Genomic DNA, 24,028 nt, shown 5'->3' on the forward strand with positions numbered 1-24,028 from the left:
AAAAAACTATATAATTTAATAGTAAAAATAGAAAAAGAATTAGGAGAGAATATGCAAGAAATAAAAATACCAGAAAATTATCAAAGCGATAAAAATTTATATAAGACACAAATGCTAATAAAAGAAATAAAAGATTTTTTCCAAATAAATTTATCAAATAATTTGAATTTAAAAAGAGTTTCAGCACCTTTATTTGTAGAAAATTCTACTGGTTTAAATGATAACCTATCTGGTGTTGAAGAACCTGTTAAATTTACACTCCCTGAAGCAAATGATGAAAAAATGGAAATTGTTCACTCACTTGCAAAATGGAAAAGATACGCTCTAAAAGAATATAATTTTGCAATGTATGAGGGACTTTACACAGATATGAACGCAATTAGAAGATGCGAAGTGCCAGATAATACTCACTCATTTTATGTTGACCAATGGGATTGGGAAAAAGTAATTGAGCCTAGCGATAGAAATGTAGATTATTTAAAAGCAACAGTTCTTACAATTTTTAATACCCTAAGAGCCCTAGACGAATATCTTTGTCATCTAATTCCAAAAAGAGTTAAATTATTGCCAAATAATATAAAATTTATGACAAGCCAAGAATTAATAGATGAATTTCCAGAATGTAAAGACAGCAAGGAAAGAGAAAAAGCTGCTTGCAAAAAATATAAGGCAATATTTTTAATGCAAATTGGAAAAGTTTTATCAAATGGGGAAGTTCACGATTTAAGATCTCCAGATTATGACGATTGGAATTTAAATGGAGATATTTTAGTTTACAATCCAGTTTTAGATGACCAATTAGAACTATCATCAATGGGAATAAGAGTTGATGCAAAAACATTAAAAGAACAATTAAAAATTTCTGATTGCGAAGAAAGATTAAATTATAAGTATCACAAATTACTTATAAATAATGAACTTCCTCAAACAATAGGAGGCGGAATCGGTCAATCAAGACTTTGTATGTTCTTTTTACAAAAAGCTCACATTGGAGAAGTTCAAGTATCCTATTGGCCAGATGAAATGAGAGAAGAATTAAAGAAAAATTCAGTTATATTATTATAAATTAAAAAAAGGATTTTTATACCTAAGAGTTTTTGAATAGGTATTCTAATCCTTTTTTATTTTTTACTTATCAAATTCTATAATTTTTCCAATAAACAAGTCCCCATATTGGCTTAATTTTTTTTCGCCTACTCCTTTTATTTTCAAAAAATCTCTTTCATTTTTTGGTTTTAATCTTGCCATATCTATTAAAGATGCGTCAGAGAAAACTATAAAAGGCGGAATATTTCTTTTTTTAGAAATTTCTAGCCTTAATTTTTTCAAATTATTAAATAAATCTATGTCATAATCAAAATTTCCATTAAATTTATCAATTTTTTCTTTTTTATTTCCTTCTTTCAAATCCCTAATATAAACTTTCTTTTTAGAAAATAAAACTTCTTTTGATTTTTCATTTAATTTTAAGATTGGATATTTAAAACCAGAAACTTTTATATAACCATCTGCAATCAAAACTCCTATCAAATCCTTTATATATTTTGTATTATTTTCTTTCATCAAAGCAAAAGTTGATATATTTTTCAAATTTTTTTCTTTGGAATTTTTGTTATTTGACCCTTTCAAACAATCGACAATTGTAGAAATCCCATATCTTTGTCCTAATCTATAAATACAAGATAAAATTTTTTGACTATCAAGGCTTACGTCAATTTTTTCATAATCATCTAAGCAATTTGAACAATTATTACATTTTTCTTTTGCATCTTGACCAAAATATTCCAAAATAAATGCTCTCAAACACTTATTTGTATTTACATAATTTATTATTGTTTGAAGTTTTTCTAGTTTTACTAATTGATAAGCTCTGTTAAGAGATTGGGAAATTAAATATTTATTTATAACTATATCTTGAGTTGAATAAAGTAAAATTGCATCAGATTTTTCGCCATCTCTTCCTGCCCTGCCTGCCTCTTGATAATAAGATTCCATATCCTTTGGCATATTCATGTGAATTACATATCTTACATCAGATTTATCAATTCCCATTCCAAAAGCATTTGTTGCAACAATTATATTTTTTCTATCATAAATAAAATCTTCTTGATTTTTCTTTTTTTCCTTATCGCTTAGTCCCGCATGGTACAAAGTTACATTATAAGATAATTTTTTCAAATATTTATAAGAAGTTTCAACCCTTTTTCTAGTTGAGGCATAAATAATTCCCGATAAATCTTTTTTATCTGATAAATAATTCGAAAGAAATGCCAATTTATCTTTTGGCTTTCTTACTTCAAACAAAAGATTTTCCCTATCAAATCCTGTAACTTTTACAAAAGGATTTGATAATTTTAAATTATTTATTATATCTTCTCTAACTGATTTTGTAGCTGTTGCAGTGAAGGCTGCTATTTGTATTTTTTTATCAAACAAATCATAAATTTGGGGAATTAATTTATATGATGGTCTAAAATCATGTCCCCACTGAGAAATACAATGTGCCTCATCAACTGCTATAAATGAAATATTTAAATCTTTAATAAAATCGATGAAAAATTCGTTTTCTAATCTTTCTGGAGAAATATATAAAATTTTTATTTCATTTCTTTTTATTTTTCTTAATGTTTGTGTATAAGTTTTAATATCTTGGCTTGAATTTATAAATTCTGCCTTAATTCCATTTTCCTTTAAAGAATCTACCTGATCTTTCATTAAAGAAATTAAAGGAGAAATCACAAGGCAAATTCCATCAAGCATTAATGCCGGAAGTTGGTAGCAAATTGATTTGCCACCGCCTGTCGGCAAAACTCCCAAGACGTCATTTCCTTTTAATATATTTTCAACTAATTCATCTTGCCCTTTTCTAAAAGAATCAAAACCAAAATATTTTTTTAAACTTTTTAAAATATCCATATCCTACCTTTTACCTAAAAAAAATAATTAAGCCTAACACTTAATTATTTTCATCTTTATTATTTATATTGTCGTCATTTGAATTTGAAGATTCATTTGAAGATTGTTCATCTGGCCCATCTATAAAATCTTCTTCATTTATTTGTTCTTTTTCATTTTGATTAAACAAAATATCTCCTATGTTTGTTTTAAGATTTAGGATTTTCTTTTTATTTTTTCCAGTTTGGTATCCATCCAAAATATTTCTATAAGAAACATCTCCCAAAACAAAATTTCCTACATTTAATTTGGCATTAATATTAAAAGAATTTATCGGATCTTTAATTTTTATTTTTATATCTCCATTTTCTGTTTCCATTGATTCATTTGCCATAAGCTTGCAATCGGAAACCAAAATATTTCCACTTGTTGTTGTCAAATTAGTATTTTTGATTTCAGATTTTTTTAGCATAATAGAGCCAGTTTTATTTTTAACTGCACCAGAAATTTTTGAATTTTCAAAAGAAATATTTCCGCTTTTTAAATCAAGATCCAAATCTTTACATGAAAGCCCACTTATTTTTATATCCCCAGCACCAACTCTGCCCTTGATACTTTCTAGATATTTATTTTTTGGCAAAAAAATTCTAACAATTTGAATTTTATTTTTCATATAAAGTTCTTTTCCCTTTATATCAGAAGATAATTTTAAATTACCATCTTTATATTTAGTTTTTACTTCATAGGAATAATCATCTTTATAAAGATTTGTATATTCTACGTAAGGGTTTGTAGAAGACTCTTGAATTCTTACATCACAAGTATTCAAATCAAAATCAATTGATTTTAGATCATCAAGGTCAACTCTCATAATCTTTGATGAATTATAAGAATTTTCATTAATTTCTTTTGAAGACTTGCCTTCTTTACTAGCAAAATCTATATTTCTTGACAAAAAGAAAATTAAAGCCAAAACAATAAGGGCAAAAAAGCCTATAGCCATTTGCTTTTTATCAAGTTTAAAGCTATTATTTTTTTTATTTTTACTCATTTAACTCTCCCATAATAATAACTAACTTTTTAAATTGCTATAGTCTATGCTATCAAGATAAAGCCCTCCAGCTTTTAAAGTTGGATTTGCTCTTCTTGTATTATTTTCATTAAAGTAATATTTAAAATCATCAAGGCTAATTTTCCCACGACTTAATTCAATCAAAGAGCCAGCCATAATTCTAACTTGATTGTGAAGAAAACTTTCAGCCTTAAAATATAAATACAATCTATTTTCATTCAAAACAAAGTAGCAATCATCAATTTTTCTTATTGTATTAATTATATCATTTTTTTCACTAAGCATAAAGGCTTTAAAATCATGTTCGCCCTTTAAAATTTCCATCCCTTGTCTAAGTTTATCAAAATCTAGTTTATAAGTTACCTGCTCCATATAATTTCTATAAATTGGATGGAGAATTTTATCAAGCGAAATAACATACTTATAAGTTTTTGTTTTTACTGAAAATCTTGCATGAAAATTTTTATCTACTTTTTTTGATTCAAGAGCTAAAATATCATCAGGTAAATATTTTTTAAGATGAAAATGAAATTTATCAGCCCTAATATTTTTGGCAGTCAAAAAATTTATATACATTTCATTTGCATGAACACCACTATCTGTTCTTCCACTAGCAATAATTCTATTTTCTTCTCCAGTAACTTTCCTAATAGCATCTTCCAACTCTTTTTGTACTGTTCTTTTGTTTTTTTGAATTTGAAATCCTTCAAATAAAGACCCATCATACTGGATCTTTAATAAAATGTTTTGAATTGTCATATAAAAAATTTAATAATAACTATGCTACAAAATAAAATAAATAAAATCAAAACTAAACTATCAGTTTTTGTCATTTTTATTTCATTTAACCTTGTTCTTTCTCTACCAATTCTATAAAGTCTTGCCTCCATCGCTGTTGCAAGATCATCACTTCTTTTAAATGAATTTATAAAAAGAGGAACTAATAAGGGAATCATATTTTTTGCCCTGTTAATAATATTTCCAGACTCAAAATCTGCCCCTCTTGCCATTTGTGCCATTTTTATTCTTTGAGCTTCTTCAAATAAAGTTGGAATAAATCTTAGAGAAATTGAAACCATCATAGCAAGCTCTCCTGCCGGAAAACCAAATTTTTTTAAAGGCCCTAACAATTTTTCCAAACCATCTGTAAGCTCCATTGGAGAAGTTGTAAAAGTTAAAACTGAAGTAGAAACAACTATCATTATAATTCTTACAAACATAAAAATAGTTTTATATAATCCCTCATAAGTTGCCGTTAAGGAAAAAATTGTAAAAAGTGTCCTTCCACTTGTTGTAAATAAATTTATAAGTCCAGTTATTAATAAAATCCATATCAAGGGCTTAACACTTTTTATTAGGGACTTTACAGGAATTTTTCCAATACTTACCATGGCAATTAATAAAATCACAAAAGGAATATATCCTACAAAATTTTCTACAAAAAATATTGTGATTATAAAAAGTAAAGATGCAATTAATTTTACTCTTGGATCAAGTCTATGAATAAATGTATCGTATGGCAAATATTGACCTATAGCTATGTTACTCATTTTTAGCCTCCAAATATTTTTTCAACTCAACTACAGCATCTTCAACCGTATAAATATCATCCCTTACATTTTCGCCTCTTTCTTTTAAGGCTTTCATAAATTTTGTAACTTGAGGAATGTCTAATCCTATCGACAATAAATCTGTTTTTGTAAAGGTGTCATAAGTTGATTTGTCAGAAAATATTTCCCCCTTGTTCATAACAATAACTCTATCAACATATTTTGCCACATCTTCCATTGAATGCGAAACCAAAACAATTGTAAGTTCTGGGTCATTGTTATATAATTTTAAAATTTCTCCAAAAATATTATCTCGTCCCCTTGGATCAAGTCCTGCTGTAAGCTCATCTAAAACTAAAACTTTCGGATTCATAGAAATAATTCCGCAAAGAGCAACTCTTCTTTGTTGACCTCCAGATAATTCAAAGGGAGATTTTTCTGCTATAGTTTCATAATCAAGACCTACTGCTTCCATAGAATTTTTTACTCTTTTTTGAATTTCTTCATCAGAAAGCCCCATATTTTTTGGACCAAAGGCAATATCTTTTGCAACAGTTTCTTCAAACAACTGATTTTCTGGATATTGAAAAACAAGACCAACCTTAAATCTTATATCTCTTCTTGTCTTTTTTTCTTTTGTATTAACTCCATCTACAAAAACATCTCCATTTGTAGGAATCAAAAGTCCATTTAAAAGTTGTACTAAAGTAGATTTTCCAGAACCAGTTTGTCCAATTAAACCAATTATTTCATGTTTATTAATCTCTAAATTTATATTTTTTAGAGCGTAGCTTTTTTCTTCTCTATCTTCATTATAAATATAATCAACATTTTTTAATTCAATTTTCATACTAGCTCCAAAAATTCTTCTATATTTAAAGGCAATTTATCAAAATTATAGCCTTCTTTTTCAAGCTCATAGGCAATTTCTGTAACTTGTGGAACTGTAAGTCCTAAATCTTTCATTTCTTTAACATTTGAAAAAACTTCCCTAGCACTTCCTTCAAGCTCTTTTCTTCCTTTGTTTAAAACAATTATCCTATCAGCAAGAGCTGCCTCTTCCATATAATGAGTAATATGGACAACTGTTTTTTTATATTTTTTATTTAAATCGTGTATTATATTCATAACATCGGCTCTACCTTTTGGATCAAGCATAGCCGTTGGTTCATCAAAAATAATACAATCTGATAACATAGCTATAACTCCAGCTATAGAAACTCTTTGTTTTTGACCGCCTGAAAGCTCTGAAGGAGATTTTTTTATATAATCTTGCATACCTACAAGTTTTATTGCCTCATCTACTCTTTGTCTTAACTCAGGATTTTTAATTTGCAAATTTTCAGGACCAAATGCAACTTCATTTTCTACAGTAGTTGCCACCATTTGATTATCAGGATTTTGAAAAACCATAGAACATTTTTCCCTAATTTCCCAAATTTTTTTATCATCCTTTGTATTCATTCCACAAATTAAAATATCTCCACTTGTAGGAAATATTTGTCCATTCAAAAGCTTTGCCAAAGTTGATTTTCCTGATCCATTATGACCTAAAATAGCTACAAATTCTCCCTTATTAATTGACAAGTCTAAATCATTTAAAGCCGCAGTGTATTCTATATTTTCATTTTCGTCTGAATTATTTTTATAAGAAAAATTTAAATTTTCAATTTTAATCAATTTTTCTTCCTTTCAATACTTTTTTAAACATAAAAAGCGACTATCTAAAAATAGATAGCACTTTTTAAAAATTAATATGACATTGGTGGTGAATAATCTGTTGATGATTCATATATAACTACAGGTGTATTATGCTCAACTAAATTAAATAATTTTTCAGCTTGACTTGGTTGCATATTTAGACAACCATGAGAGCCATTATATAAATAAATATTTCCACCAAAAGAATATCTCCAATTAGCATCATGGAATCCTTCGCCATCCCAGCCTATTGGCATCCAATATTTTACTGGAGTTTTGTAATCACTTCCATCAAAATTTTTTCCCTTTAATGTAGAATTTTTTTCTTTAGAAAGTATAGACCCTACACCTTTATTAGTTAAAGCTCCCTCAGATAATCTTCCTGTAACTATGTCAGTTGACAATAATACTTCTCCATTTTTATAATACCAAAGATGTTGTCTAGATAAATCTACTTCTATATATGTGTCTTTAATATCAGACCCATCCTCATATCTGTTAAGACCTGCTTTTAAATAAACAGGCTCGATTTCTGCTGATTTACCTTTTTCGAAAGCATCTAAAAATGATTTAATTGTTTCTTCTTCATTTAATTTATATCCATAAACTCCTGGATTTACAGTGATTTCTCCAAGATCAGTGGCTTTAAACTTTCTATTTTTGCCGTAAGTATTTGTTTCTTCTGCCATTTTACTTACATATTCTGTAACTTTTTCGTGATTTAAAGTTAATTTTCCATCTTCAAAATCAACCATTTCAGCTAATTTTTCGCCTTCAATTTTATAATCGAATCCATTAATATTAAATTTAAAGCTCAATTTTAATGCTCCGTTTGCTTGGTCTAATGCTTTTTGTAAATTTTCATCTTTTGCATAAACTTTTGGTTGTTCATAAAAAGATTCATCAAGTTCTATATCAGCATTTCTTGTTTTTATTGCTGATACAAGGGCTTCCTTTAATTTATTATATTTTACTTTATTTCCCTTTACTTCTTTTTTAATTTTAAATTCTTTTCCATCAAATTCTAATTTTGCATCTTCTGGTTCTACTATTTTATTCATAAACTTAGAATTTTTTAAAATATCTTCAAGTTTATTTTCATCATAGTTTACTTTATAATCAAATTCAAAACTTTCTTTTGAAAAAAAACTTATAGGCCATTTTAATGGATTTTGGTCAAGGCTTGCTCCTTTTGGGATATTTGCCTTGTAGTCAATATCTTTTGAATTAAAAACTAGCTCTTTATCATCAATTCCTTTTATTTTTATATCAAAATCTCCAACGCTATCTCCAATAACTGATTCTTTTGGAGCAAATGAAACATCTCTACCATTTACATGTGTATTTGGCAAGCTTACAAATGTAAATAAAATAGTACCGATTATATATATTCCTACAACAATACCGCCTATTGTTAAAATAACTTTTTTTGTATTGTTACCTGTTTGTTGATTATCGATAATAAACACCTCCTAAATAACTGTAATTATAGTACCACTTAAAAGTAATTTTATCTATCTTTTTTTGGTTTTTTGCCGAAAAATTGATATAAATCTACTTTTTGTCCTCCGTTATATAATTTTCTTTTTTTGGATAATTTTCTTTTTATATTTTTATCAATATTTTCATCTGATGAAATTATAAACATTGACCAAGTATTTAAATTTTTAAATTTTTCATTTATCATTTTTGAAATTTTTGCCTTATCAAATCTTGATAATCTTTCTCCGTATGGTGGATTTGAAATGAAAATTCCAAAATTATCTTTTAAATTTATTTCTTTAAAATCCTTATTTAAAAAAGTAATATCTTCATAAACTCCTGCATTCAAAGCATTATTTTTTGCAAGCTCAATTGCTTTTTTGGATATATCAGAACCTAGAATATTTATTTTTTTCCTATAATCAATTTTTTCATAAGCTTCTTTTTTTATTTTTTCAAATCTTTTTTTGTCATAAAATTTAAAAGATGTAAAATCAAAATCTCTATCAAGTCCTGGTGCTATATTTCTTTCTTTTCTTGCAGCCTCAATTAAAATAGTACCTGAACCACAAAATCCATCAAACAAAAACCTATCATCTTTATAAAAAGATAAATCAACAAGCCCTGCTGCCAAATTTTCTCTTATAGGGGCTTTTACACTTCCTTGTCTATAACCTCTTTTGTGAAGACCATCTCCTGATGTATCAAGGCAAACTGAAACCTTATCTTTTTCAATCATAATTTCAACTTGAACACGAGAGCCTGATTTTTTGAAAGTTGAAATTTTATATTTTCTTTTTAATGAATCAATTATAGCTTTTTCACTTATTGATTGGATTGATGGAATAGAAAACAATTTTGATTTATAAGTTCTTGCGTTTACAATAAAATTATCATCAATTTTTAAATAATCAAACCAATCTATTTTTTTTATATTTTCAAATAATTCTTCAAAGGTTTTTGCAGTAAAAGATTCAATTTCTAAAAATATCCTATCAGCTTCTCTTAAATTTAAATTTAAATAGCCTATATCATCAAAATTTCCATTTAAAATAATTTTTCCATTTAAAACTTCAAAATTTTTGTAATTTTCTTCTTCTAATTGTCTTTTTATTAAGCTTTCCATACCAAAGCTTGTTGTTATTATTATTTTTTCCATAATATATTTATTATATCAAATTCAAGGGATTTTAAAAACTTTTATAATTTTGTTATTTTTTATCATGGAAGGGTATTAAATAAATGTAGATAAAAATTTAGGAGGATTTTATGTTATTAACACAAACAGTTCAATCAGGCGATTGGAAAAATGAAAAACACGTACCAGAATTAGAATATAAAGAACTTGGCGAAGGAAAATATGAAGTTTCTGCTTTTGTCGGAAAAGAAATTGCTCATCCAAATACTTTAGAGCATCATATTGTTTGGATTAAAGTTTTCTTTGTTCCTGAAGGTGGAAAATTGCCAGTAGAAGTTGCAAATTATAATTTTTCTGCTCACGGCGAAAGCGAAATTTACACTACACCAAAAGCAGTTAGCGAATTTAAATCTGATAAAAAGGGTACATTATTTGCACTAAGCTATTGCAATATTCATGGACTTTGGGAAAATTCTTTAGAAATTAAATAAGATTTTATTAAAAAAGGACTGTTGCTAATGAATAAATCATTTTGCAACAGTCCTTTTTAATTTATAATTTTTAATCAATTGGTAAAAATCCAAAACCAAATAAGCCTGGACCCGTATTTGCTCCAAGGCTTGGGGCTATTTGTGAAGTCAAAAATAAAGTAGATTTTTCTTTAAATACTTTTAATTTTTCTTCTAAAATTTCTGAGCCTTTTTTATAGCCACCGTTTGAAATTATCATATAATATTTGTCAAATTTTCCCAAATATTCGCTTGCAATTTTTTCCATTTCTTTAAGAACTTTTTTCTCGCCTCTGCAAGTTTTTTCTATATGATATTTTCCATCTTCTGGACTACAAACAATTATTGGTTTAATATTTAAAAGCTCTCCCACTTTTCCAAAAGCTTTTGGAACTCTTCCTCCTGCCACTAGATATTTAAAGCTATCGATTGTAAAAAATATTTTTGATTCTTTTTTCTTATCTTCCAACCTATCTACAATTTCTTTAAAATCGTAGCCTTTTTTTATTAAATCTTTTGCATAAATTGCAAGCAAACCTGTGGTTAGGGCAACTGATTTTGAATCTATTACTTCAATTTCTAAATTGTCGTATTCTATTTGTGAGCACAAATTATAAAATCCTGTGAAATTTTTTGAAATAGTTATTATTATTAATTTTTCAAAACCATCATTTTTTATTTCGTCAAGTTTTTCTATCAATTCTCCTGGAGATGGGATTGATGTTTTTGGTAATTTTTCGTGTTTTTTAATCCAATCATAAAACTCATCTGCTTTTAAGTCTACTTGCTCTCTATAAAATTTCCCGTCTAAATTTACATAAAATGGCATCATATAAATGCCAAATTCCTTAGCTTTTTCTAAATCTAAATCTGATCCAGAATCTACTAATACTGCTATTTTTTCCATTTTCTAATCCTTTATATCTACAATAATTTTTTGACCTTTGTCAATAATTGCTCTAAATACAGTTTCTTCTAATTTGATTTCTCTAGCAAATCTTTGGCTTATGCTTTCATGATCTCCACTATGAATTGGAAACATCAATTGGGGCTTTACGGTATCTGCAAATATTTTTGCGCCCTTATAATAATTTTCTCCAAGTCTATAATCAACTGGGAAGAAAGCTATATCTATCGAATCTTTTTTAATTTTTTCTACTTGGTCGATAAAAGCATAATACTCTTTTTTTAGTCTTTTGTCATCATAATCTTCCCAAGCCCAATAATTTAAATCACCCGCATGAAATATTGACAAGGATTCAATATATAAAATTAAAGAAATCCCTTCATCAGTTGAGCCGAAAGTTTTTATAGAAATTTTTCTTCCATTAATATTAATTTCTTTAAATTGATAAGGATCAACAAGATATACATTTTTTGAATTATATAAAGATTTCAATTGGTCCATGCCAAGTTTATTATCCTTTATATAAATAATATTATCGTCGCTTTCTAAATGTCCAATGTCACTTGATAAAATATAAGTATAATTTTTCATATTAGGAATTTTTAAAATTTCTGAAGTATAATGGTCAGAATGTCCATGACTTGCAACAAAAATAACAATTTTGTCTTCAGGAATATTTAAAACTCCCTTATAATAATCAAATATAATAAAATAATCCCCTATTTCTACAGTATAACAGGAATGATAAATATAAGTTATTATAATTTTTTCAATCATCAAAATTCTCCTAATTTCTTATAAAAATAATATACCCAAAATCGCCTTCGATTAATGAATTTTTATATTTTTCTGGTAATATAAAAAAAGAAAGGAGCAAGTATGGGAAAAGTTAAAACAAATGCAATGAGAATTTTGGAAAATAATAAGATAGAATACGAAGAAATAGAATATGATTTGGGCGGAGAATTTAAATCAGCAGTCGATGCTGGCAAAAAATCTCACGTAGATTTGAATATAATGTATAAAACCATAGCTACAATTTCAAAAGAAAATGAAATAATAATCTATTTACTAAGAAGCTATGATTCAATTGATATGAAAAAAGCTGCAAAAGTTGCAGGCGTTAAAAGCATTTCGATCCTTCCAACCAAAAATTTAAAAGCAAAAGTAGGATACCAAAGAGGCGAAACCACTCCCCTTGCAATGAAAAAAGATTATCCAGTTTTTATAGATGATAGCGCAAAAGATTTGGATAAAATGATTGTATCAGGCGGAAAATGTGGGGTAAGTTTAAAATTAAATCCATTTGATTTGGCAAAAGCAGTAAATGGAAAATTTGAAAATATAAGACAATGATAGTTAAAATATTTAAAAATAAAAAAATATATCAATATCACGCAAAAGACGTATTCGAACTTGATAATAAATTAAAAAATAAAGACTTTTCTAAATTAGAAAAAACAAGTGAAGAAGAAAAAATAATTATAAATTTTAAAAATGACAAAGAAAACGAAATTTTAAGACTTTTGGTGATTTTATCTCCAATTTTTATAACAATTTTTGACAATTCCACTTCCCTAGAATTTTTTAAAAAAAATTTAGAAAAATCAAATTTTGAATATGGACTATATCCTAATTTTTTTGAAAATTTTTCTAAAGAAAAATATTTTGAATTTTATAAAAACAACGACAAAATCGAAGATATTATTTTAAAAGAAGATGAAAGCATAGATTTCAAAATTAATTATCTAGAAAATAAATATCTTTTGGCTTTAGTAGCAATGATAGAAGTGATTTTTTCAAAATACAATAGAAAAAATTTGATAAGATATTTTAAAGAAATTCGAGATGACATAGTAATAAATGGAAGAAGATCAATACTAGCAAATGATATTTACGCTTTTTATTTATCAAAATATTTAGTAAATTGGGCACTTGATTTGATGAAAATTGCAAGATACAAAGATAAAAATAGGTATTTATATATAGATGAAATTTATAAATTAACAAATAATTTAAAAAGGCCAATAAAAAAATGCGAGGATTAATAATTAATCATCGCATTTTTTATTTTTACCATTCATCAAAACCAAAGAGCCTGTTAGAACTAAGATAAGTCCTATAAATAATCTTATTGTAAAATTTTCTCCCAAAATTATTACTGATAAAATTGAGCCAAATATTGGGATAAATAATTTGAATACTCCAAATTGATTTGCACTGTGATTTTGCAATACAATGGTCCAAATTGTAAATGAAGTTGCTGTGATAAATGCTCCATAAAAAAGCATTATAAAAGCTTTTAAATTTATAGCAACTGGATTTATATATAAAAATCTGCCAAGTATTATTAAAGGAAATGATCCAAATAAAAGCACCATCCCATTTAATATATATGGATCTGAATTTTTTGAATATTTTCTTAATAAAACTGATGCGAAAGCATTAATAAATGTTGATGTAAAAATAAATCCTTCTCCGCTAATTTTAAAGCCACTTCCCATTTTTTGATTTGAATTTACCAAAATAATTCCTGCTGTTCCAATTATTAAGGCTATAATTGTATTTATTGAAATTTTATCTTCTGGAAGTAGAAAAAGTGAAATTATTACAATCATAAATGAATTTGATGTTTGTATGATTGATGATTTTACTCCGCTTGTATTTGAAAGACCTATATAATAGAAAAAATATTGCAAAAAAGTTTGAAGTATTGCAAGAATTATAACTAATTTTATGTTTACTTTAGAAAATGAAATTTTGTTTTTTCCAAAAATTTTGGCATAAAAAAACGCCAAAATCCCTGCCATAAAAAATCTAATTCCAGCTATATAAACTTTTGCAAAGGTGTCGTATGATTCTACCTGCAAAACTTGATAAGTGGATTTAATAAGGGGGATTGCACTCCCCCATAAAAACATTGCTATTAAAGAAAAAATTACTGCATTTTTTTTATTTTTGAGCATATTTCTCCTATCTTTTTTCTCCAAAATATGACAAAGAATACATTCCTGGTCCAACGTGAGATCCAATCAATGAGCCAATTGGTGCAAGGCTTACTTTTGCTTTTGGAAATTTGCTCTCTACCATCTCTTTTAATTTTATAGCATTTTCGTCAAAATAAGCATAGCCTATAAGAACTTCATTAGAAATTTCTGGTTTCCAATTTTTTTTGAAATTATTGAATAATACTTTTATAGCCCTCTTTGTTCCTCTTTCAAGTTTTAAAACTTCAAGAGAACCATCATCTGTAATGTGAATTACTGGCTTTACTTTCAAAAAATCACCTATATCAGCGCTAGTTTTTGAAATTCTTCCGCCCTTATAAAGATATTTAAGACTTTCAACTCCAAATTGTGAAACCATGTATTTTGAATTTTCTTTTATATAAGATGCAACTTGTTCTATATCTTTTCCTTCTTCTTGCATTTTCACAATAATTTGGCACAAAAGTCCTGCACCTGTTGATGCTTGTTTTATATTATAAATATATATTTTTCTATCTGGATATTTTTTATCTAAAATTTCTTTTGCTTTTTGGGCATTTTCAAAAGTTCCTGACAAGGCCTCACTTAAACCTATATAAAAAATATCTTCTCCATTTTTTAAAACTTCTTCAAAATATTTTTCAAATGAGGCTAAGTTTACTTGGCTTGTTGATACATTTTTATCTTCTAACATAAATTCATAATATTCATTTAGTTTTTCAATATCTGTACCTATAATTTCATAAATTTCATCTTCCATATTTGATTGCATAGGCACTATGGTAATATTCGATGATTTTATGAAATCAACGTTCATATCGCTAGAACCGTCTGTTATTATTCTAAAATTCATAATTCTCCTTATAGATATTCTCTAATCTCTTCAACTTTCACACTAACTTGCTTTCCATCTTCCATATTTTTTACAGAAACCATTTTGTTTTCATATTCTTCTTGTCCAATTATTAAGACTTTTTTTACGCCAATTTTGTCTGCATAATTAATTTTTTTCTTAAATTTTCCATCTTCAAGATATATGTCAACATTTAGACCTTGCTCTTTTAATTTGTTTGCAATATCTATGGCATAAAAATTTAATTTTTCATCCATAGGAATAACAAGACAATCTGTAAATTTAGCTTTATATTTTTCTGCAAGACCAAGCTGTTGGAATTGATAAAATAATCTTGTAAGACCGATAGAAAGTCCAACTCCTGGCAAATTTTGTTTTGAGAAATTTCCTGCAAGATTTTCATATCTTCCACCAGAGCATACACTTCCAATTGATTCATAACCATCCAAAAAAGTTTCATAAACTGTAGATGTATAATAATCAAGACCACGAGTAATTGACAAATCAATAATAATTGAATCATCATTAATTCCAAATTTAATCATATAATCATAAACTTCTTTTAATTCATTTAATCCAATTTTATAATTATCATTTAAATTTAGTGATTCAAGATAAGTCAAAAGTTCTTTGTTTTCTCTTTTATTATTTATAAGCTCCATCAATTTATCTGCTTTTTCTTCTCCACAAATTTCTACCAAAAGCTCTTTTGTATTTTCTTCACCGATTTTTGCTTTTTTATCGATTGTTCTTAAAACTTCTTCCTTATCAGAAATTTCAAGCGATTCAAAAAATCCATTCAATAGCTTTCTATTATTAATATGGAACTTTATTCCATTAAAGTCAAGTTTTTGAAAAATTTCATAAATAACCTTAGGCAAAAGTGCATCATTGTGAATTGACAAAGAATTATTTCCAATAATATCAATATCGCATTGGTAAAATTCCTTGTATCTTCCCTTTTGATTTCTTTCTCCCCTATAAACTTTTGCAATTTGATACCTTTTGAAAGGGAAATTCAAATCAGAGAAATGTTCAGAAACATATCTTGCTAGAGGAACTGTTAAATCAAATCTCAAAGACATATCTTTTTTTGATGAATCAATTCCAAAAATTTGCTTTTCAGTTTCTCCGCCACCTTTGGCAAATAAAATATCATTTTTTTCAATTGCTGGTGTATCAATTGGTAAAAATTGATAAGACAAAAATGTTTCTTCAATGATATTTTTTATATAATCAAATGCTAATTGATCTTCTGGTAATAATTCCATAACACCTGCAATAGTTTGTGGTTTTACTATATTCATTTTAATCTCCTAATCATATCCATATTAAAGATCCAGTATCTACTAAATTAGTGTCTGGATATAATAAATTTAATTTTTCCTTATATACTATATTTTTAATTATATCATACGAATTTAATCTTTCTATATTTCCATTAAATAATATAGTATTTTCATCAATTTTTCCAAAACATCCACCCAAAAATCCTTGATCAAATCCGTCAAGAGGAATTTTTTCTTCTTTTAATAAAGTAACTGGCAAAATATTTTTTAATTTTTTGAAAATTCCCATATCACTTGTCAAAATATTTTCATTAAAAACAAGCATAGAACACCTTGAGTAGCCTTGCTTGATAAATAAATGCTTGATATTTTTTTCTTCAAAAAATAATTTTATATTTTTTTCAGTAAAATCATTGTGGATATAAAAATTTTTAAATTTTACAATATTATAAAGAGCATCATAAGGATAATTTTTTGAAACTTCTTCTCCTTTAATAATATTAATATTTTTTATATTTTTTTTGTAATACTCATAGACATTTTTATCAACTATTAAATTTTTATCATCCACTTTAAATAAAGAAAGATCAGGATGATCTGAAATTCTTTTGTCAAGATTTGGATTATCAATTGTTTTTAAATATTTTATATTTTTAAAATCCAAAAAATCTGTAAATTCTTTTTTTGATTTGTGACTAATAATTAACATATTTCTCCTTAAATTTAGGTACAAAAAAAGTCCTCAACGAGGACAAATTTGGAGGCGCCACCCAGATTTGAACTGGGGATAAAGGTGTTGCAGACCTCTGCCTTACCACTTGGCTATGGCGCCATATTGGAGCGGAAGACGGGATTCGAACCCGCGACCCTCGCCTTGGCAAGGCGATACTCTACCACTGAGCCACTTCCGCAATTATTCTGGTGCCCAGAGGCGGAATCGAACCACCGACACGGGGATTTTCAGTCCCCTGCTCTACCGACTGAGCTATCTGGGCTAAACATTACTTTTATAGTATATGCTAAATTAAAATTCTTGTCAAATTTTTTTAAAATTTCACAAAGAAATAATTCGATTTATATTTTTAAATTTACAAAATCAATTTTATTTGCCCATAAAATTTTTCAAAAAAAAGAGCCTTGCAAAACAAATTATTTTTCATAAATTTGCAAAAGCTCTGGTCATAAGGTTGCGAAATTTCTTATCCCTTATTTATATACCCTAGAAAAAATTTATCTTGTAAAATATTAGTAAAATTCATTTTAATTTTTTTGGGTAAAAATATAATATAAGAAATTAGGAGGTTTTATGAAATTTAAATCAATTCACACATGTATATACACAGATAACGATAAGGAAAGTATAAAATTTTATGAAGATGCATTAAATATGCACATTACTAGAAGAAAAGATTACGATGAAGATGAATTTTCTTTAATTTATATGGCAACAGAAGATGGAGCTTACGAGCTTGAATTAACATTTAATCACGACGGAAGAAAATATGAGCACGGCTCATATTATGGTCACATGGCATTTAAAACAAAAGAATTTGAAAAATCCTATGATCTTCACAAAAAAATGGGAGTAGTAAGTCAAGAAATTGGCGGACTTTCTGACGGTTCTGATAAATTTTATTTTATAAAAGACCCTCAAGGTTTTTCTATTGAAATAATTGAAGAAAAATAATTAAAAAATGGACCGTTTTGGTCCGTTTTATTTGTGATAAGGTTCATTATTTATAATTTTGTAAGCCCTATAAATTTGTTCAATTAAGATTAATCTCATTAATTTATGGGGAAAAGTCATTTTTGAAAATGATAATTTGTAATCAGCCTTTTGGCTTATTTTTTTTGAAAGTCCATTTGACCCACCAATTACAAAAACCAAATCGCATCCCATTCCATAAGTCATTTGCTCTTTAATTAACTTTGAAAAACTTTCTGATGATAGGCTTTTGCCTTCAATTTCTAGGCTTATAATATAGGAATTTTCTTTAATCTTTTTTAAAATCCTATCAGCTTCCCTATCTTTTACAATTTCCAATTCTTTTTCTGATAAATTTTCAGGGGCTTTTTCGTCATTTACTTCAATTATTTTTAATTTTACGTATGGTTTTAATCGTTTTTCGTACTCGCTTATTGCATCTTTAAAATATTTTTCTTTAATTTTTCCCACACTAACTATTGAAATATTCATTTATTAAATCTCGCTTTTATATAATAAATCGGCATATTTTTATTTCTAAATTTTCTTTCATATTCGCTTATATATTTGCTTTTTTCTTCTGAAATATTTTCATCTTTTTCAATTATATCCATAGAAAATTCTTCAAAATATTTAACTGAAGCCTCATATAATTCTTTATTATCTGTCTTTAATTCCAAAATCGCCTTATCTTTTATAATATTTTTGTACCTATTCAAAAATCTTTCATGGCTAAGTCTTCTTTTGTGGTGGCGTCTTTTTGGCCATGGAGTTGAAAAATTCAAATATATTCTTGAAATTTCTTCATTTTCAAAAATTCCTTCCAAATTTTCCGCATCTGCTATAAGCCCTCTAACATTTGTAAGTTCATTTTCTTTTATTTTTCTGCTTGCAACAACAAAGGCATTTGTATTTACTTCAAGTCCTATAAAATTTATATCAGGATTATCCTTAGCAATTTCAATTAAAAAATCTCCCCTGCCAGAGCCAATTTCCAAATATATTTCATTATCATTTCCAAAAATTTCTTTCCATTTCCCCTTGTTTTCTTTTCCATCAAAATAAATCAAAGGATTTTCTTTCATTTCTGGAATAGCATTTTCTTTAAATCTTAATCTCATTTCTCATCCTTTCTATTATTTAATAGTTTACAAAATTTTTGAGATAAAAACAAGAAAAACGCTAAAAGTTCCCTTTTTAATATTTACTTGAAAGTTCTTATATCACTTCTTGTATTACAAAGAAAATATTTATTTAAAAATTCATATTCTTTTTTTAAAATTATGTTTAATTTTATATTAATTGGTTAAAAATTTATTAAGATAATTGTTTAGGAGAATAAAATGATTGATTTAAAAAATAATTTGAAGCTTGCTTTAGTACAGGCAGAACCAATTCTATTTGATAAAAAAGCTTGCATCGACAAGGCCATATCTTTAATAAATGAAACAAAAAAAGAAAATCCAAACCTAATAGTTTTTCCAGAACTTTTTATTCCGGGTTATCCTGTTGGAATGAATTTTGGATTTAGTGTTGGAAAAAGAGATGAAAATGGAAGAGAAGATTGGCTTAGGTATTATAAGGAATCAATTGTTGAAGGTGATGAAGATTTTTTGAAATTAAAAAAATGTGCCATTGATTTAAAATCATATCTTAGCATTGGTTTTTCTGAAAGAGATAAAATAAGTGGTTCTTTGTATAATTCTAATGTGATTTTTGAACCAGATGGTTCATATAAAATTCACAGAAAATTAAAACCCACAGGATCTGAAAGAGTAGTTTGGGCAGATGCTGATAAAAATTATTTTCCTGTTACAAAGAGTCCATGGGGAAATATGGGAAGTTTGATTTGTTGGGAATCTTATATGCCTCTTGCAAGAGTTGCTCTTTATCAAAAAGGAATTACTATTTATATTTCTCCAAACACAAATGACAACTCAGAATGGCAAGATACAATAAAGCACATAGCAATTGAAGGCAAGTGTTATTTTATAAATTCTGATATGATAATAAAAAAATCATCATATCCTAAAAATCTAAAAGAAAACATTTCACATTTACCAGATTTAGTTTGCAAAGGAGGCTCATGTGTAATTGATCCATTCGGACACTATCTTACAAAACCAGTGTGGGATAAAGAAAAAATAATTTATGCAAATATTGATATGGATTTAGTCGTATCTTCAAAAATGGAACACGATCCAATTGGGCATTATGCAAGAAATGATGTTTTAGATTTGAAAATTACTGAAAAATAAATTCAAAAACTAGTTTATTAAAACCGCAAAATATTAACATTTTATACGGAAAATCTCGACAAATAAAATTTATTTAGTTGAGATTTTTTATTTGGATTAAAAAATACATTCACTAGATATTTAATAAAAAAATTTTTCCGAATTGACAACAGTATACTATGTTGTATAATGTATATAGCTTAGGCAGGTATTGTTTAGAAAGGACTTTTTATGAATGAAGATTGGATTTCACAAATAAAACGTGGAACTTTAGAATTTGCAATTCTAATTTTAATTAAGAAAAGGGACAGATATGGATATGATTTAATTCAGACTCTTGAAAAATATCCAATGTTACAAACAAAAGAGAGTACTGTTTACCCCCTTCTTAGAAGACTTTTAAAAAATAATTATTTAGAAGCTTATTGGAAAAATATGGAAGAAGGCACTCCTCCAAGAAAATATTATAAAATTACAGAGCTTGGAAATTTTTATTTAAATGCTTTGAAAAGAGATTGGATGATTCTTGTAAAAAATATTTCAGATCTTAGTGAGGTAGAAAAATGAAAAATAGTAAAATTGATAATAATTTAGAAAAATATTTATCAAAAGTAGACAGAAATTTAAAATATATGTCTATTTCTGAAAAAACTGATATTTTAAGTGAACTTAAAAATTCATTTTATGAAAGGATTAATGATGGGCAAAGTTCTGAGTATATAATTTCTCAAATGGAAAGTCCAAAAGACTTAGCATTTTCTTATATGGGCGATAGTATTGTAAAAAGTAGAGATTTTTCCTTTAAAAATTTAATTATGGCTATAGGATTTTATTCTTACGCTTCATTAGCGTGGATTTGTCTTATACCAACTCTTGCAATACTTTCCATATCTTTTTTCTTTTCTAGTGGAATTAGCACATTTGCAGGTGTAATGGGACTATTTAAAGGAATAATTCACATTAAACCAATCGATGAATTAAAATTTATCTTTTTTGGCTTTGAATTAAAAGGGATTCTCGCTTTAATTGCAGGTCTTATTTTAGCCTTGATATTTTTTATAATTGGAATTTTATTTTGGAAAGCTACAATTGCTACAATTAAATTTTTAAAAAATCAAAAAAGAAAATTAAATAATGGAAATTGATAATCCAAAAAAACTTGCAAAAATTATAAATTTAGCTTATAAAAAATTTTTTAAAAAAACTAGGAATTAGCTTAAAACTAATTCCTAGTTTTTTAAATTCCTAAATATGCACTTCTAACAGCAGGATCATTTTTAAGGTTTTCTGCCTTATCTTCTTTTACAATTTTTCCTGTTTCTATTACATAAGCCCTGTCTGATATATCTAGGGCAAGATTTGCATTTTGTTCTACAAGCAAAATCGTTGAGCCTTCTTCTTTTAAAACTTTTATCGTTTCGAATATTTTTTCTACATAAAGAGGCGAAAGTCCCATTGATGGTTCGTCTAATAAAAGCAATTTTGGATTTGTCATTATAGCTCTTGCCATAGCAAGCATTTGTTGTTCTCCTCCTGACAAAGTTCCTGCTTTTTGATTTCTCCTATCTTTTAAAACTGGAAAAAGCTCATATATTCTCTCAATTTTTTCTTCTCTTTCTTTGTCTTTTAAATTTGTTGCAACTGAACCTAAATTTATATTATCTACAACTGAAAGATTTGAAAAAACTCTCCTTCCTTCTGGAACTTGTGCAATTCCTAGCCTTGTTATTTTGTATGCTTTTTTATTTGTTATATCTTCATCTTCAAAAGTGATTTTTCCGCTTCTTTTTTCAAGCAAAGAAGATATTGCTTGAAGCGTCGTTGTTTTTCCTGCTCCATTTGCTCCAATTAATGAAACTACTTCTTTTTTATTTACTTTTAAAGAAACATCCTTTATAGCGTGGATATTTCCATAATATACATTTAAATTTTCTACATTAAGCATTTTATTCTCCATATCCACTTCCCAAATAGGCGCTTACTACATCATCTTTTTTTACAACTTCTTCTGGTTTTCCTTTTGCTATAACTATTCCGTGATTTAATACGTAGAGTTTTTCGCAAATTCCCAAGACCAATTTCATGTCATGTTCTATCAAAACAATTGATAAATTAAAATTATCTCTTATCATTCTAATTGTATCCATCAATGACTCTGTTTCAATTGCATTCATACCTGCAGCTGGCTCGTCTAATAATAATAATTTTGGATTTGTCGCAAGAGCTCTTGCTATTTCTAATTTTCTTTGGGCTCCATAGGATAAATTTCCTGCGCTATCATTTGCATAAGCTGCAAGTCCCAAAATTTTTAAAATATCCAAGGCTTTTTTTGTTGCTTCTCTTTCTTCTTTCCAATAATTTTTAAGCCTGAGCATTCCGTCAACAATTTTATATCTCATATCTCTGTTCATAGATACTTTTACATTATCTACAACTGATAAGTAATCAAATAATCTTATATTTTGAAAAGTTCTTGCTATTCCTTTTTGACTTAGTTTGTGAACAGGTAAGCCTGTTATATTTTCTCCATCTAAATAAATCGCTCCTTCTGTTGGCTCATAAACTCCACTTAGCATATTAAAAGCTGTAGTTTTTCCTGCTCCATTTGGCCCAATTAAACCAATTAAATCTTTTTCTTTTACATCAAGATTAAATCCATTTACTGCCTTCAATCCTCCAAAGGAGATGGAAATATTATCACATTTTAATACCGATCTTCTTTTATCCATTTTTTACTCCTTCTTTGTTGATTTTTCTTTTAAATTTTGCAATTTGTCTTGAAATAGAAAATTCTTCTCTTCCCATTAAGCCTTGTGGTCTAAATATCATAACAATTACTAAGATTACAGAATAAATTATCATCCTATATTCTGCGAATGCTCTTAACATTTCTGGAACTATGGTTAATGTTATAGTTGAAATTACTGAGCCTGTAAATGAACCCATTCCTCCTAAAACAACCATTACTAAAATATCAAAACTTTTATTATAATTAAATACATCGGCTGCTATTACTCCAGTTGTTTGGGCATATATAGCTCCTGCAACTCCAGCAAAAAGCGCTGATAAAGTAAAGGCAAATATTTTAGATTTTGTTGTATTTATTCCACAGCTTTCAGCGGCAAGCTCATTATCTTTTATTGCCAAAACTGACCTACCAAATCTTGATGTCATAATTGAATACATAAATACAACGCACAAAACTGTAACAAAAAATACTAAAGCAAAAGAATCAACTGTAGGTATTCCTGCCATTCCTTGAGCTCCACCAGTAATAGATAAATTTTCTACAACAACCCTAATTATTTCTCCAAAAGCCAAGGTTACTATAGCAAGATAATCTCCGTTTAACCTCAATACTGGTATTCCTATTGCAAGAGAAAATAGAAATGCAAACAGCCCTCCAATTAATAAGGCTATAAAAAATCCTGGTATTCCTTCTATTATTCCAGTTTTCAAAAAAATTCCTGCGCTATATGCACCTATTGACATAAAACCCGCATGTCCCAAAGTTATTTGTCCCAAATTTCCTACAGTTATATTTAGTGAAATTGAAAGAATTATATTAATGCATAGCAAAAATAAAATTGATTGCCAATAAGAATCGATTATTCCACTTGAAATTAATAATTGAATAATTGCAAATGAAACTAATACAAGGACAAAGCTAACTAGATATGATGTTTTTTTATTTTTATCCATT

Annotated in this window: 27 protein-coding genes and 3 tRNA genes; 8 read left to right on the forward strand and 22 right to left on the reverse strand. The window is 27.2% G+C overall.

Annotated elements, in window-relative coordinates:
• The first annotated feature begins 51 nt into the window (after positions 1 to 51).
• Positions 52 to 1,065 carry an aspartate--ammonia ligase gene (asnA, locus tag HMPREF3045_RS02605; protein ID WP_070736961.1) on the forward strand — a complete coding sequence of 338 codons (1,014 nt, stop codon included), beginning with the start codon at positions 52 to 54 and terminating at the stop codon, positions 1,063 to 1,065.
• Positions 1,066 to 1,128: 63 nt separating this feature from the next.
• On the opposite strand, the gene recQ is transcribed toward asnA, so the two are convergent.
• The 8 genes from recQ to HMPREF3045_RS02645 all read right to left on the reverse strand — a co-directional run bounded on the left by recQ (position 1,129) and on the right by HMPREF3045_RS02645 (position 9,859).
• Complete coding sequence (gene recQ, locus HMPREF3045_RS02610) at positions 1,129 to 2,916, reverse strand: DNA helicase RecQ (RefSeq protein ID WP_070736962.1); 1,788 nt, start codon at positions 2,914 to 2,916, stop codon at positions 1,129 to 1,131.
• A 40-nt stretch (positions 2,917 to 2,956) separates the two neighbouring features.
• Positions 2,957 to 3,946, reverse strand: coding sequence for a DUF4097 family beta strand repeat-containing protein (locus HMPREF3045_RS02615; protein WP_070736963.1), 990 nt, complete (start codon positions 3,944 to 3,946; stop codon positions 2,957 to 2,959).
• Between the two features lie 21 nt (positions 3,947 to 3,967).
• Positions 3,968 to 4,726 carry a tRNA pseudouridine(38-40) synthase TruA gene (truA, locus tag HMPREF3045_RS02620; RefSeq protein ID WP_019118097.1) on the reverse strand — a complete coding sequence of 253 codons (759 nt, stop codon included), beginning with the start codon at positions 4,724 to 4,726 and terminating at the stop codon, positions 3,968 to 3,970.
• Positions 4,723 to 5,517, reverse strand: a complete 795-nt coding sequence (locus tag HMPREF3045_RS02625) for an energy-coupling factor transporter transmembrane component T family protein (protein WP_070736964.1) — start codon at positions 5,515 to 5,517, stop codon at positions 4,723 to 4,725. The genes truA and HMPREF3045_RS02625 overlap by 4 nt, the downstream gene beginning before the upstream one ends.
• Complete coding sequence (locus HMPREF3045_RS02630; protein WP_070736965.1) at positions 5,510 to 6,367, reverse strand: energy-coupling factor transporter ATPase; 858 nt, start codon at positions 6,365 to 6,367, stop codon at positions 5,510 to 5,512. Before HMPREF3045_RS02630 ends, HMPREF3045_RS02625 begins: the two co-directional genes overlap by 8 nt.
• Entirely contained in the window at positions 6,364 to 7,197 is an 834-nt protein-coding gene (locus tag HMPREF3045_RS02635) for an energy-coupling factor transporter ATPase (RefSeq protein ID WP_070736966.1), read from the reverse strand. Before HMPREF3045_RS02635 ends, HMPREF3045_RS02630 begins: the two co-directional genes overlap by 4 nt.
• Before the next feature lie 71 nt (positions 7,198 to 7,268).
• Positions 7,269 to 8,687, reverse strand: coding sequence for a L,D-transpeptidase family protein (locus tag HMPREF3045_RS02640; RefSeq protein WP_070736967.1), 1,419 nt, complete (start codon positions 8,685 to 8,687; stop codon positions 7,269 to 7,271).
• Between the two features lie 41 nt (positions 8,688 to 8,728).
• On the reverse strand, positions 8,729 to 9,859 hold the full coding sequence (locus HMPREF3045_RS02645) for a THUMP domain-containing class I SAM-dependent RNA methyltransferase (RefSeq protein WP_070736968.1): 1,131 nt from the start codon (positions 9,857 to 9,859) through the stop codon (positions 8,729 to 8,731).
• A gap of 110 nt (positions 9,860 to 9,969) precedes the next feature.
• Here HMPREF3045_RS02645 and HMPREF3045_RS02650 point away from each other — a divergent pair, with 110 nt between their 5' ends.
• The gene (locus HMPREF3045_RS02650; RefSeq protein ID WP_070736969.1) at positions 9,970 to 10,329 is read left to right on the forward strand and encodes a desulfoferrodoxin family protein; all 360 of its coding nucleotides are present in this window, start codon (positions 9,970 to 9,972) and stop codon (positions 10,327 to 10,329) included.
• A gap of 70 nt (positions 10,330 to 10,399) precedes the next feature.
• On the opposite strand, the gene HMPREF3045_RS02655 is transcribed toward HMPREF3045_RS02650, so the two are convergent.
• Positions 10,400 to 11,254, reverse strand: a complete 855-nt coding sequence (locus HMPREF3045_RS02655) for a DegV family protein (RefSeq protein ID WP_070736970.1) — start codon at positions 11,252 to 11,254, stop codon at positions 10,400 to 10,402.
• Between the two features lie 3 nt (positions 11,255 to 11,257).
• Positions 11,258 to 12,031, reverse strand: coding sequence for an MBL fold metallo-hydrolase (locus HMPREF3045_RS02660; RefSeq protein ID WP_070736971.1), 774 nt, complete (start codon positions 12,029 to 12,031; stop codon positions 11,258 to 11,260).
• Between the two features lie 102 nt (positions 12,032 to 12,133).
• On the opposite strand from HMPREF3045_RS02660, the gene HMPREF3045_RS02665 reads away from it, so the two are divergent.
• Together HMPREF3045_RS02665 and HMPREF3045_RS02670 are read left to right on the forward strand one after the other, a co-directional pair.
• Positions 12,134 to 12,610, forward strand: coding sequence for a YbaK/EbsC family protein (locus tag HMPREF3045_RS02665; RefSeq protein WP_004838245.1), 477 nt, complete (start codon positions 12,134 to 12,136; stop codon positions 12,608 to 12,610).
• Complete coding sequence (locus HMPREF3045_RS02670; protein ID WP_070736972.1) at positions 12,607 to 13,302, forward strand: hypothetical protein; 696 nt, start codon at positions 12,607 to 12,609, stop codon at positions 13,300 to 13,302. Before HMPREF3045_RS02665 ends, HMPREF3045_RS02670 begins: the two co-directional genes overlap by 4 nt.
• A 3-nt stretch (positions 13,303 to 13,305) precedes the next feature.
• Here the strand turns inward: HMPREF3045_RS02670 and HMPREF3045_RS02675 are convergent, their stop codons facing one another.
• The 7 genes from HMPREF3045_RS02675 to HMPREF3045_RS02705 all read right to left on the reverse strand — a co-directional run bounded on the left by HMPREF3045_RS02675 (position 13,306) and on the right by HMPREF3045_RS02705 (position 17,378).
• Entirely contained in the window at positions 13,306 to 14,220 is a 915-nt protein-coding gene (locus tag HMPREF3045_RS02675; protein ID WP_070736973.1) for a DMT family transporter, read from the reverse strand.
• Between the two features lie 7 nt (positions 14,221 to 14,227).
• A complete protein-coding gene (locus tag HMPREF3045_RS02680) occupies positions 14,228 to 15,094 on the reverse strand; it encodes a DegV family protein (RefSeq protein ID WP_070641373.1) in 867 nt (288 codons plus the stop codon).
• Between the two features lie 8 nt (positions 15,095 to 15,102).
• Positions 15,103 to 16,401 carry a histidine--tRNA ligase gene (gene hisS / locus HMPREF3045_RS02685; protein ID WP_070736974.1) on the reverse strand — a complete coding sequence of 433 codons (1,299 nt, stop codon included), beginning with the start codon at positions 16,399 to 16,401 and terminating at the stop codon, positions 15,103 to 15,105.
• A 13-nt stretch (positions 16,402 to 16,414) separates the two neighbouring features.
• Entirely contained in the window at positions 16,415 to 17,092 is a 678-nt protein-coding gene (locus tag HMPREF3045_RS02690) for a DUF6873 family GME fold protein (protein WP_070736975.1), read from the reverse strand.
• Positions 17,093 to 17,141: 49 nt separating this feature from the next.
• Positions 17,142 to 17,215, reverse strand: a tRNA-Cys gene (locus HMPREF3045_RS02695).
• Between the two features lie 4 nt (positions 17,216 to 17,219).
• Positions 17,220 to 17,294: transfer RNA gene (locus HMPREF3045_RS02700), tRNA-Gly, on the reverse strand.
• An 8-nt stretch (positions 17,295 to 17,302) separates the two neighbouring features.
• A tRNA-Phe gene (locus tag HMPREF3045_RS02705) sits at positions 17,303 to 17,378 on the reverse strand.
• A gap of 311 nt (positions 17,379 to 17,689) precedes the next feature.
• On the opposite strand from HMPREF3045_RS02705, the gene HMPREF3045_RS02710 reads away from it, so the two are divergent.
• On the forward strand, positions 17,690 to 18,070 hold the full coding sequence (locus HMPREF3045_RS02710) for a VOC family protein (protein ID WP_004838221.1): 381 nt from the start codon (positions 17,690 to 17,692) through the stop codon (positions 18,068 to 18,070).
• A 27-nt stretch (positions 18,071 to 18,097) separates the two neighbouring features.
• Here HMPREF3045_RS02710 and rlmH read toward each other — a convergent pair whose 3' ends face one another.
• Positions 18,098 to 18,580 (reverse strand): 23S rRNA (pseudouridine(1915)-N(3))-methyltransferase RlmH, encoded by a 483-nt coding sequence (gene rlmH / locus HMPREF3045_RS02715; RefSeq protein ID WP_070736976.1) that lies wholly within the window; start codon positions 18,578 to 18,580, stop codon positions 18,098 to 18,100.
• Positions 18,577 to 19,209 carry a tRNA (guanosine(46)-N7)-methyltransferase TrmB gene (gene trmB / locus HMPREF3045_RS02720; RefSeq protein ID WP_070736977.1) on the reverse strand — a complete coding sequence of 211 codons (633 nt, stop codon included), beginning with the start codon at positions 19,207 to 19,209 and terminating at the stop codon, positions 18,577 to 18,579. Before trmB ends, rlmH begins: the two co-directional genes overlap by 4 nt.
• A gap of 222 nt (positions 19,210 to 19,431) precedes the next feature.
• Between trmB and HMPREF3045_RS02725 the strand changes: the two genes are divergently transcribed.
• The 3 genes from HMPREF3045_RS02725 to HMPREF3045_RS02735 all read left to right on the forward strand — a co-directional run bounded on the left by HMPREF3045_RS02725 (position 19,432) and on the right by HMPREF3045_RS02735 (position 21,470).
• Positions 19,432 to 20,346, forward strand: coding sequence for a carbon-nitrogen hydrolase family protein (locus HMPREF3045_RS02725; protein ID WP_070736978.1), 915 nt, complete (start codon positions 19,432 to 19,434; stop codon positions 20,344 to 20,346).
• A gap of 210 nt (positions 20,347 to 20,556) precedes the next feature.
• Positions 20,557 to 20,892, forward strand: coding sequence for a PadR family transcriptional regulator (locus HMPREF3045_RS02730; RefSeq protein ID WP_070736979.1), 336 nt, complete (start codon positions 20,557 to 20,559; stop codon positions 20,890 to 20,892).
• The gene (locus tag HMPREF3045_RS02735; RefSeq protein ID WP_070736980.1) at positions 20,889 to 21,470 is read left to right on the forward strand and encodes an HAAS signaling domain-containing protein; all 582 of its coding nucleotides are present in this window, start codon (positions 20,889 to 20,891) and stop codon (positions 21,468 to 21,470) included. Before HMPREF3045_RS02730 ends, HMPREF3045_RS02735 begins: the two co-directional genes overlap by 4 nt.
• A 92-nt stretch (positions 21,471 to 21,562) precedes the next feature.
• Here HMPREF3045_RS02735 and HMPREF3045_RS02740 read toward each other — a convergent pair whose 3' ends face one another.
• The 3 genes from HMPREF3045_RS02740 to HMPREF3045_RS02750 are packed head-to-tail and all read right to left on the reverse strand — an operon-like array spanning position 21,563 to position 24,027.
• The gene (locus tag HMPREF3045_RS02740; RefSeq protein ID WP_070736981.1) at positions 21,563 to 22,270 is read right to left on the reverse strand and encodes an ABC transporter ATP-binding protein; all 708 of its coding nucleotides are present in this window, start codon (positions 22,268 to 22,270) and stop codon (positions 21,563 to 21,565) included.
• 1 nt (position 22,271) lies between these two features.
• Complete coding sequence (locus tag HMPREF3045_RS02745; RefSeq protein ID WP_070736982.1) at positions 22,272 to 23,054, reverse strand: ABC transporter ATP-binding protein; 783 nt, start codon at positions 23,052 to 23,054, stop codon at positions 22,272 to 22,274.
• Complete coding sequence (locus HMPREF3045_RS02750; RefSeq protein ID WP_070736983.1) at positions 23,047 to 24,027, reverse strand: branched-chain amino acid ABC transporter permease; 981 nt, start codon at positions 24,025 to 24,027, stop codon at positions 23,047 to 23,049. The genes HMPREF3045_RS02745 and HMPREF3045_RS02750 overlap by 8 nt, the downstream gene beginning before the upstream one ends.
• Position 24,028 lies beyond the last annotated feature (1 nt).

This window comes from Anaerococcus sp. HMSC075B03 (assembly GCF_001815585.1).
Classification (GTDB): Bacteria; Bacillota; Clostridia; order Tissierellales; family Peptoniphilaceae; genus Anaerococcus; species Anaerococcus vaginalis.

What these genes read in the sequence shown, in the direction of transcription:
- HMPREF3045_RS02670 (WP_070736972.1), top strand. Translation starts at nt 12,607, where the DNA reads ATGATAGTTAAAATATTTAAAAATAAAAAAATATATCAATATCACGCA.
- HMPREF3045_RS02615 (WP_070736963.1), bottom strand. Translation starts at nt 3,946, where the DNA reads ATGAGTAAAAATAAAAAAAATAATAGCTTTAAACTTGATAAAAAGCAA.
- hisS (WP_070736974.1), bottom strand. Translation starts at nt 16,401, where the DNA reads ATGAATATAGTAAAACCACAAACTATTGCAGGTGTTATGGAATTATTA.
- HMPREF3045_RS02725 (WP_070736978.1), top strand. Translation starts at nt 19,432, where the DNA reads ATGATTGATTTAAAAAATAATTTGAAGCTTGCTTTAGTACAGGCAGAA.
- HMPREF3045_RS02680 (WP_070641373.1), bottom strand. Translation starts at nt 15,094, where the DNA reads ATGAATTTTAGAATAATAACAGACGGTTCTAGCGATATGAACGTTGAT.
- HMPREF3045_RS02645 (WP_070736968.1), bottom strand. Translation starts at nt 9,859, where the DNA reads ATGGAAAAAATAATAATAACAACAAGCTTTGGTATGGAAAGCTTAATA.
- HMPREF3045_RS02675 (WP_070736973.1), bottom strand. Translation starts at nt 14,220, where the DNA reads ATGCTCAAAAATAAAAAAAATGCAGTAATTTTTTCTTTAATAGCAATG.
- trmB (WP_070736977.1), bottom strand. Translation starts at nt 19,209, where the DNA reads ATGAGATTAAGATTTAAAGAAAATGCTATTCCAGAAATGAAAGAAAAT.
- recQ (WP_070736962.1), bottom strand. Translation starts at nt 2,916, where the DNA reads ATGGATATTTTAAAAAGTTTAAAAAAATATTTTGGTTTTGATTCTTTT.
- asnA (WP_070736961.1), top strand. Translation starts at nt 52, where the DNA reads ATGCAAGAAATAAAAATACCAGAAAATTATCAAAGCGATAAAAATTTA.
- HMPREF3045_RS02735 (WP_070736980.1), top strand. Translation starts at nt 20,889, where the DNA reads ATGAAAAATAGTAAAATTGATAATAATTTAGAAAAATATTTATCAAAA.
- HMPREF3045_RS02630 (WP_070736965.1), bottom strand. Translation starts at nt 6,367, where the DNA reads ATGAAAATTGAATTAAAAAATGTTGATTATATTTATAATGAAGATAGA.
- HMPREF3045_RS02655 (WP_070736970.1), bottom strand. Translation starts at nt 11,254, where the DNA reads ATGGAAAAAATAGCAGTATTAGTAGATTCTGGATCAGATTTAGATTTA.
- rlmH (WP_070736976.1), bottom strand. Translation starts at nt 18,580, where the DNA reads ATGAATATTTCAATAGTTAGTGTGGGAAAAATTAAAGAAAAATATTTT.
- truA (WP_019118097.1), bottom strand. Translation starts at nt 4,726, where the DNA reads ATGACAATTCAAAACATTTTATTAAAGATCCAGTATGATGGGTCTTTA.
- HMPREF3045_RS02750 (WP_070736983.1), bottom strand. Translation starts at nt 24,027, where the DNA reads ATGGATAAAAATAAAAAAACATCATATCTAGTTAGCTTTGTCCTTGTA.
- HMPREF3045_RS02710 (WP_004838221.1), top strand. Translation starts at nt 17,690, where the DNA reads ATGAAATTTAAATCAATTCACACATGTATATACACAGATAACGATAAG.
- HMPREF3045_RS02745 (WP_070736982.1), bottom strand. Translation starts at nt 23,054, where the DNA reads ATGGATAAAAGAAGATCGGTATTAAAATGTGATAATATTTCCATCTCC.
- HMPREF3045_RS02650 (WP_070736969.1), top strand. Translation starts at nt 9,970, where the DNA reads ATGTTATTAACACAAACAGTTCAATCAGGCGATTGGAAAAATGAAAAA.
- HMPREF3045_RS02625 (WP_070736964.1), bottom strand. Translation starts at nt 5,517, where the DNA reads ATGAGTAACATAGCTATAGGTCAATATTTGCCATACGATACATTTATT.
- HMPREF3045_RS02730 (WP_070736979.1), top strand. Translation starts at nt 20,557, where the DNA reads ATGAATGAAGATTGGATTTCACAAATAAAACGTGGAACTTTAGAATTT.
- HMPREF3045_RS02740 (WP_070736981.1), bottom strand. Translation starts at nt 22,270, where the DNA reads ATGCTTAATGTAGAAAATTTAAATGTATATTATGGAAATATCCACGCT.
- HMPREF3045_RS02690 (WP_070736975.1), bottom strand. Translation starts at nt 17,092, where the DNA reads ATGTTAATTATTAGTCACAAATCAAAAAAAGAATTTACAGATTTTTTG.
- HMPREF3045_RS02665 (WP_004838245.1), top strand. Translation starts at nt 12,134, where the DNA reads ATGGGAAAAGTTAAAACAAATGCAATGAGAATTTTGGAAAATAATAAG.
- HMPREF3045_RS02660 (WP_070736971.1), bottom strand. Translation starts at nt 12,031, where the DNA reads ATGATTGAAAAAATTATAATAACTTATATTTATCATTCCTGTTATACT.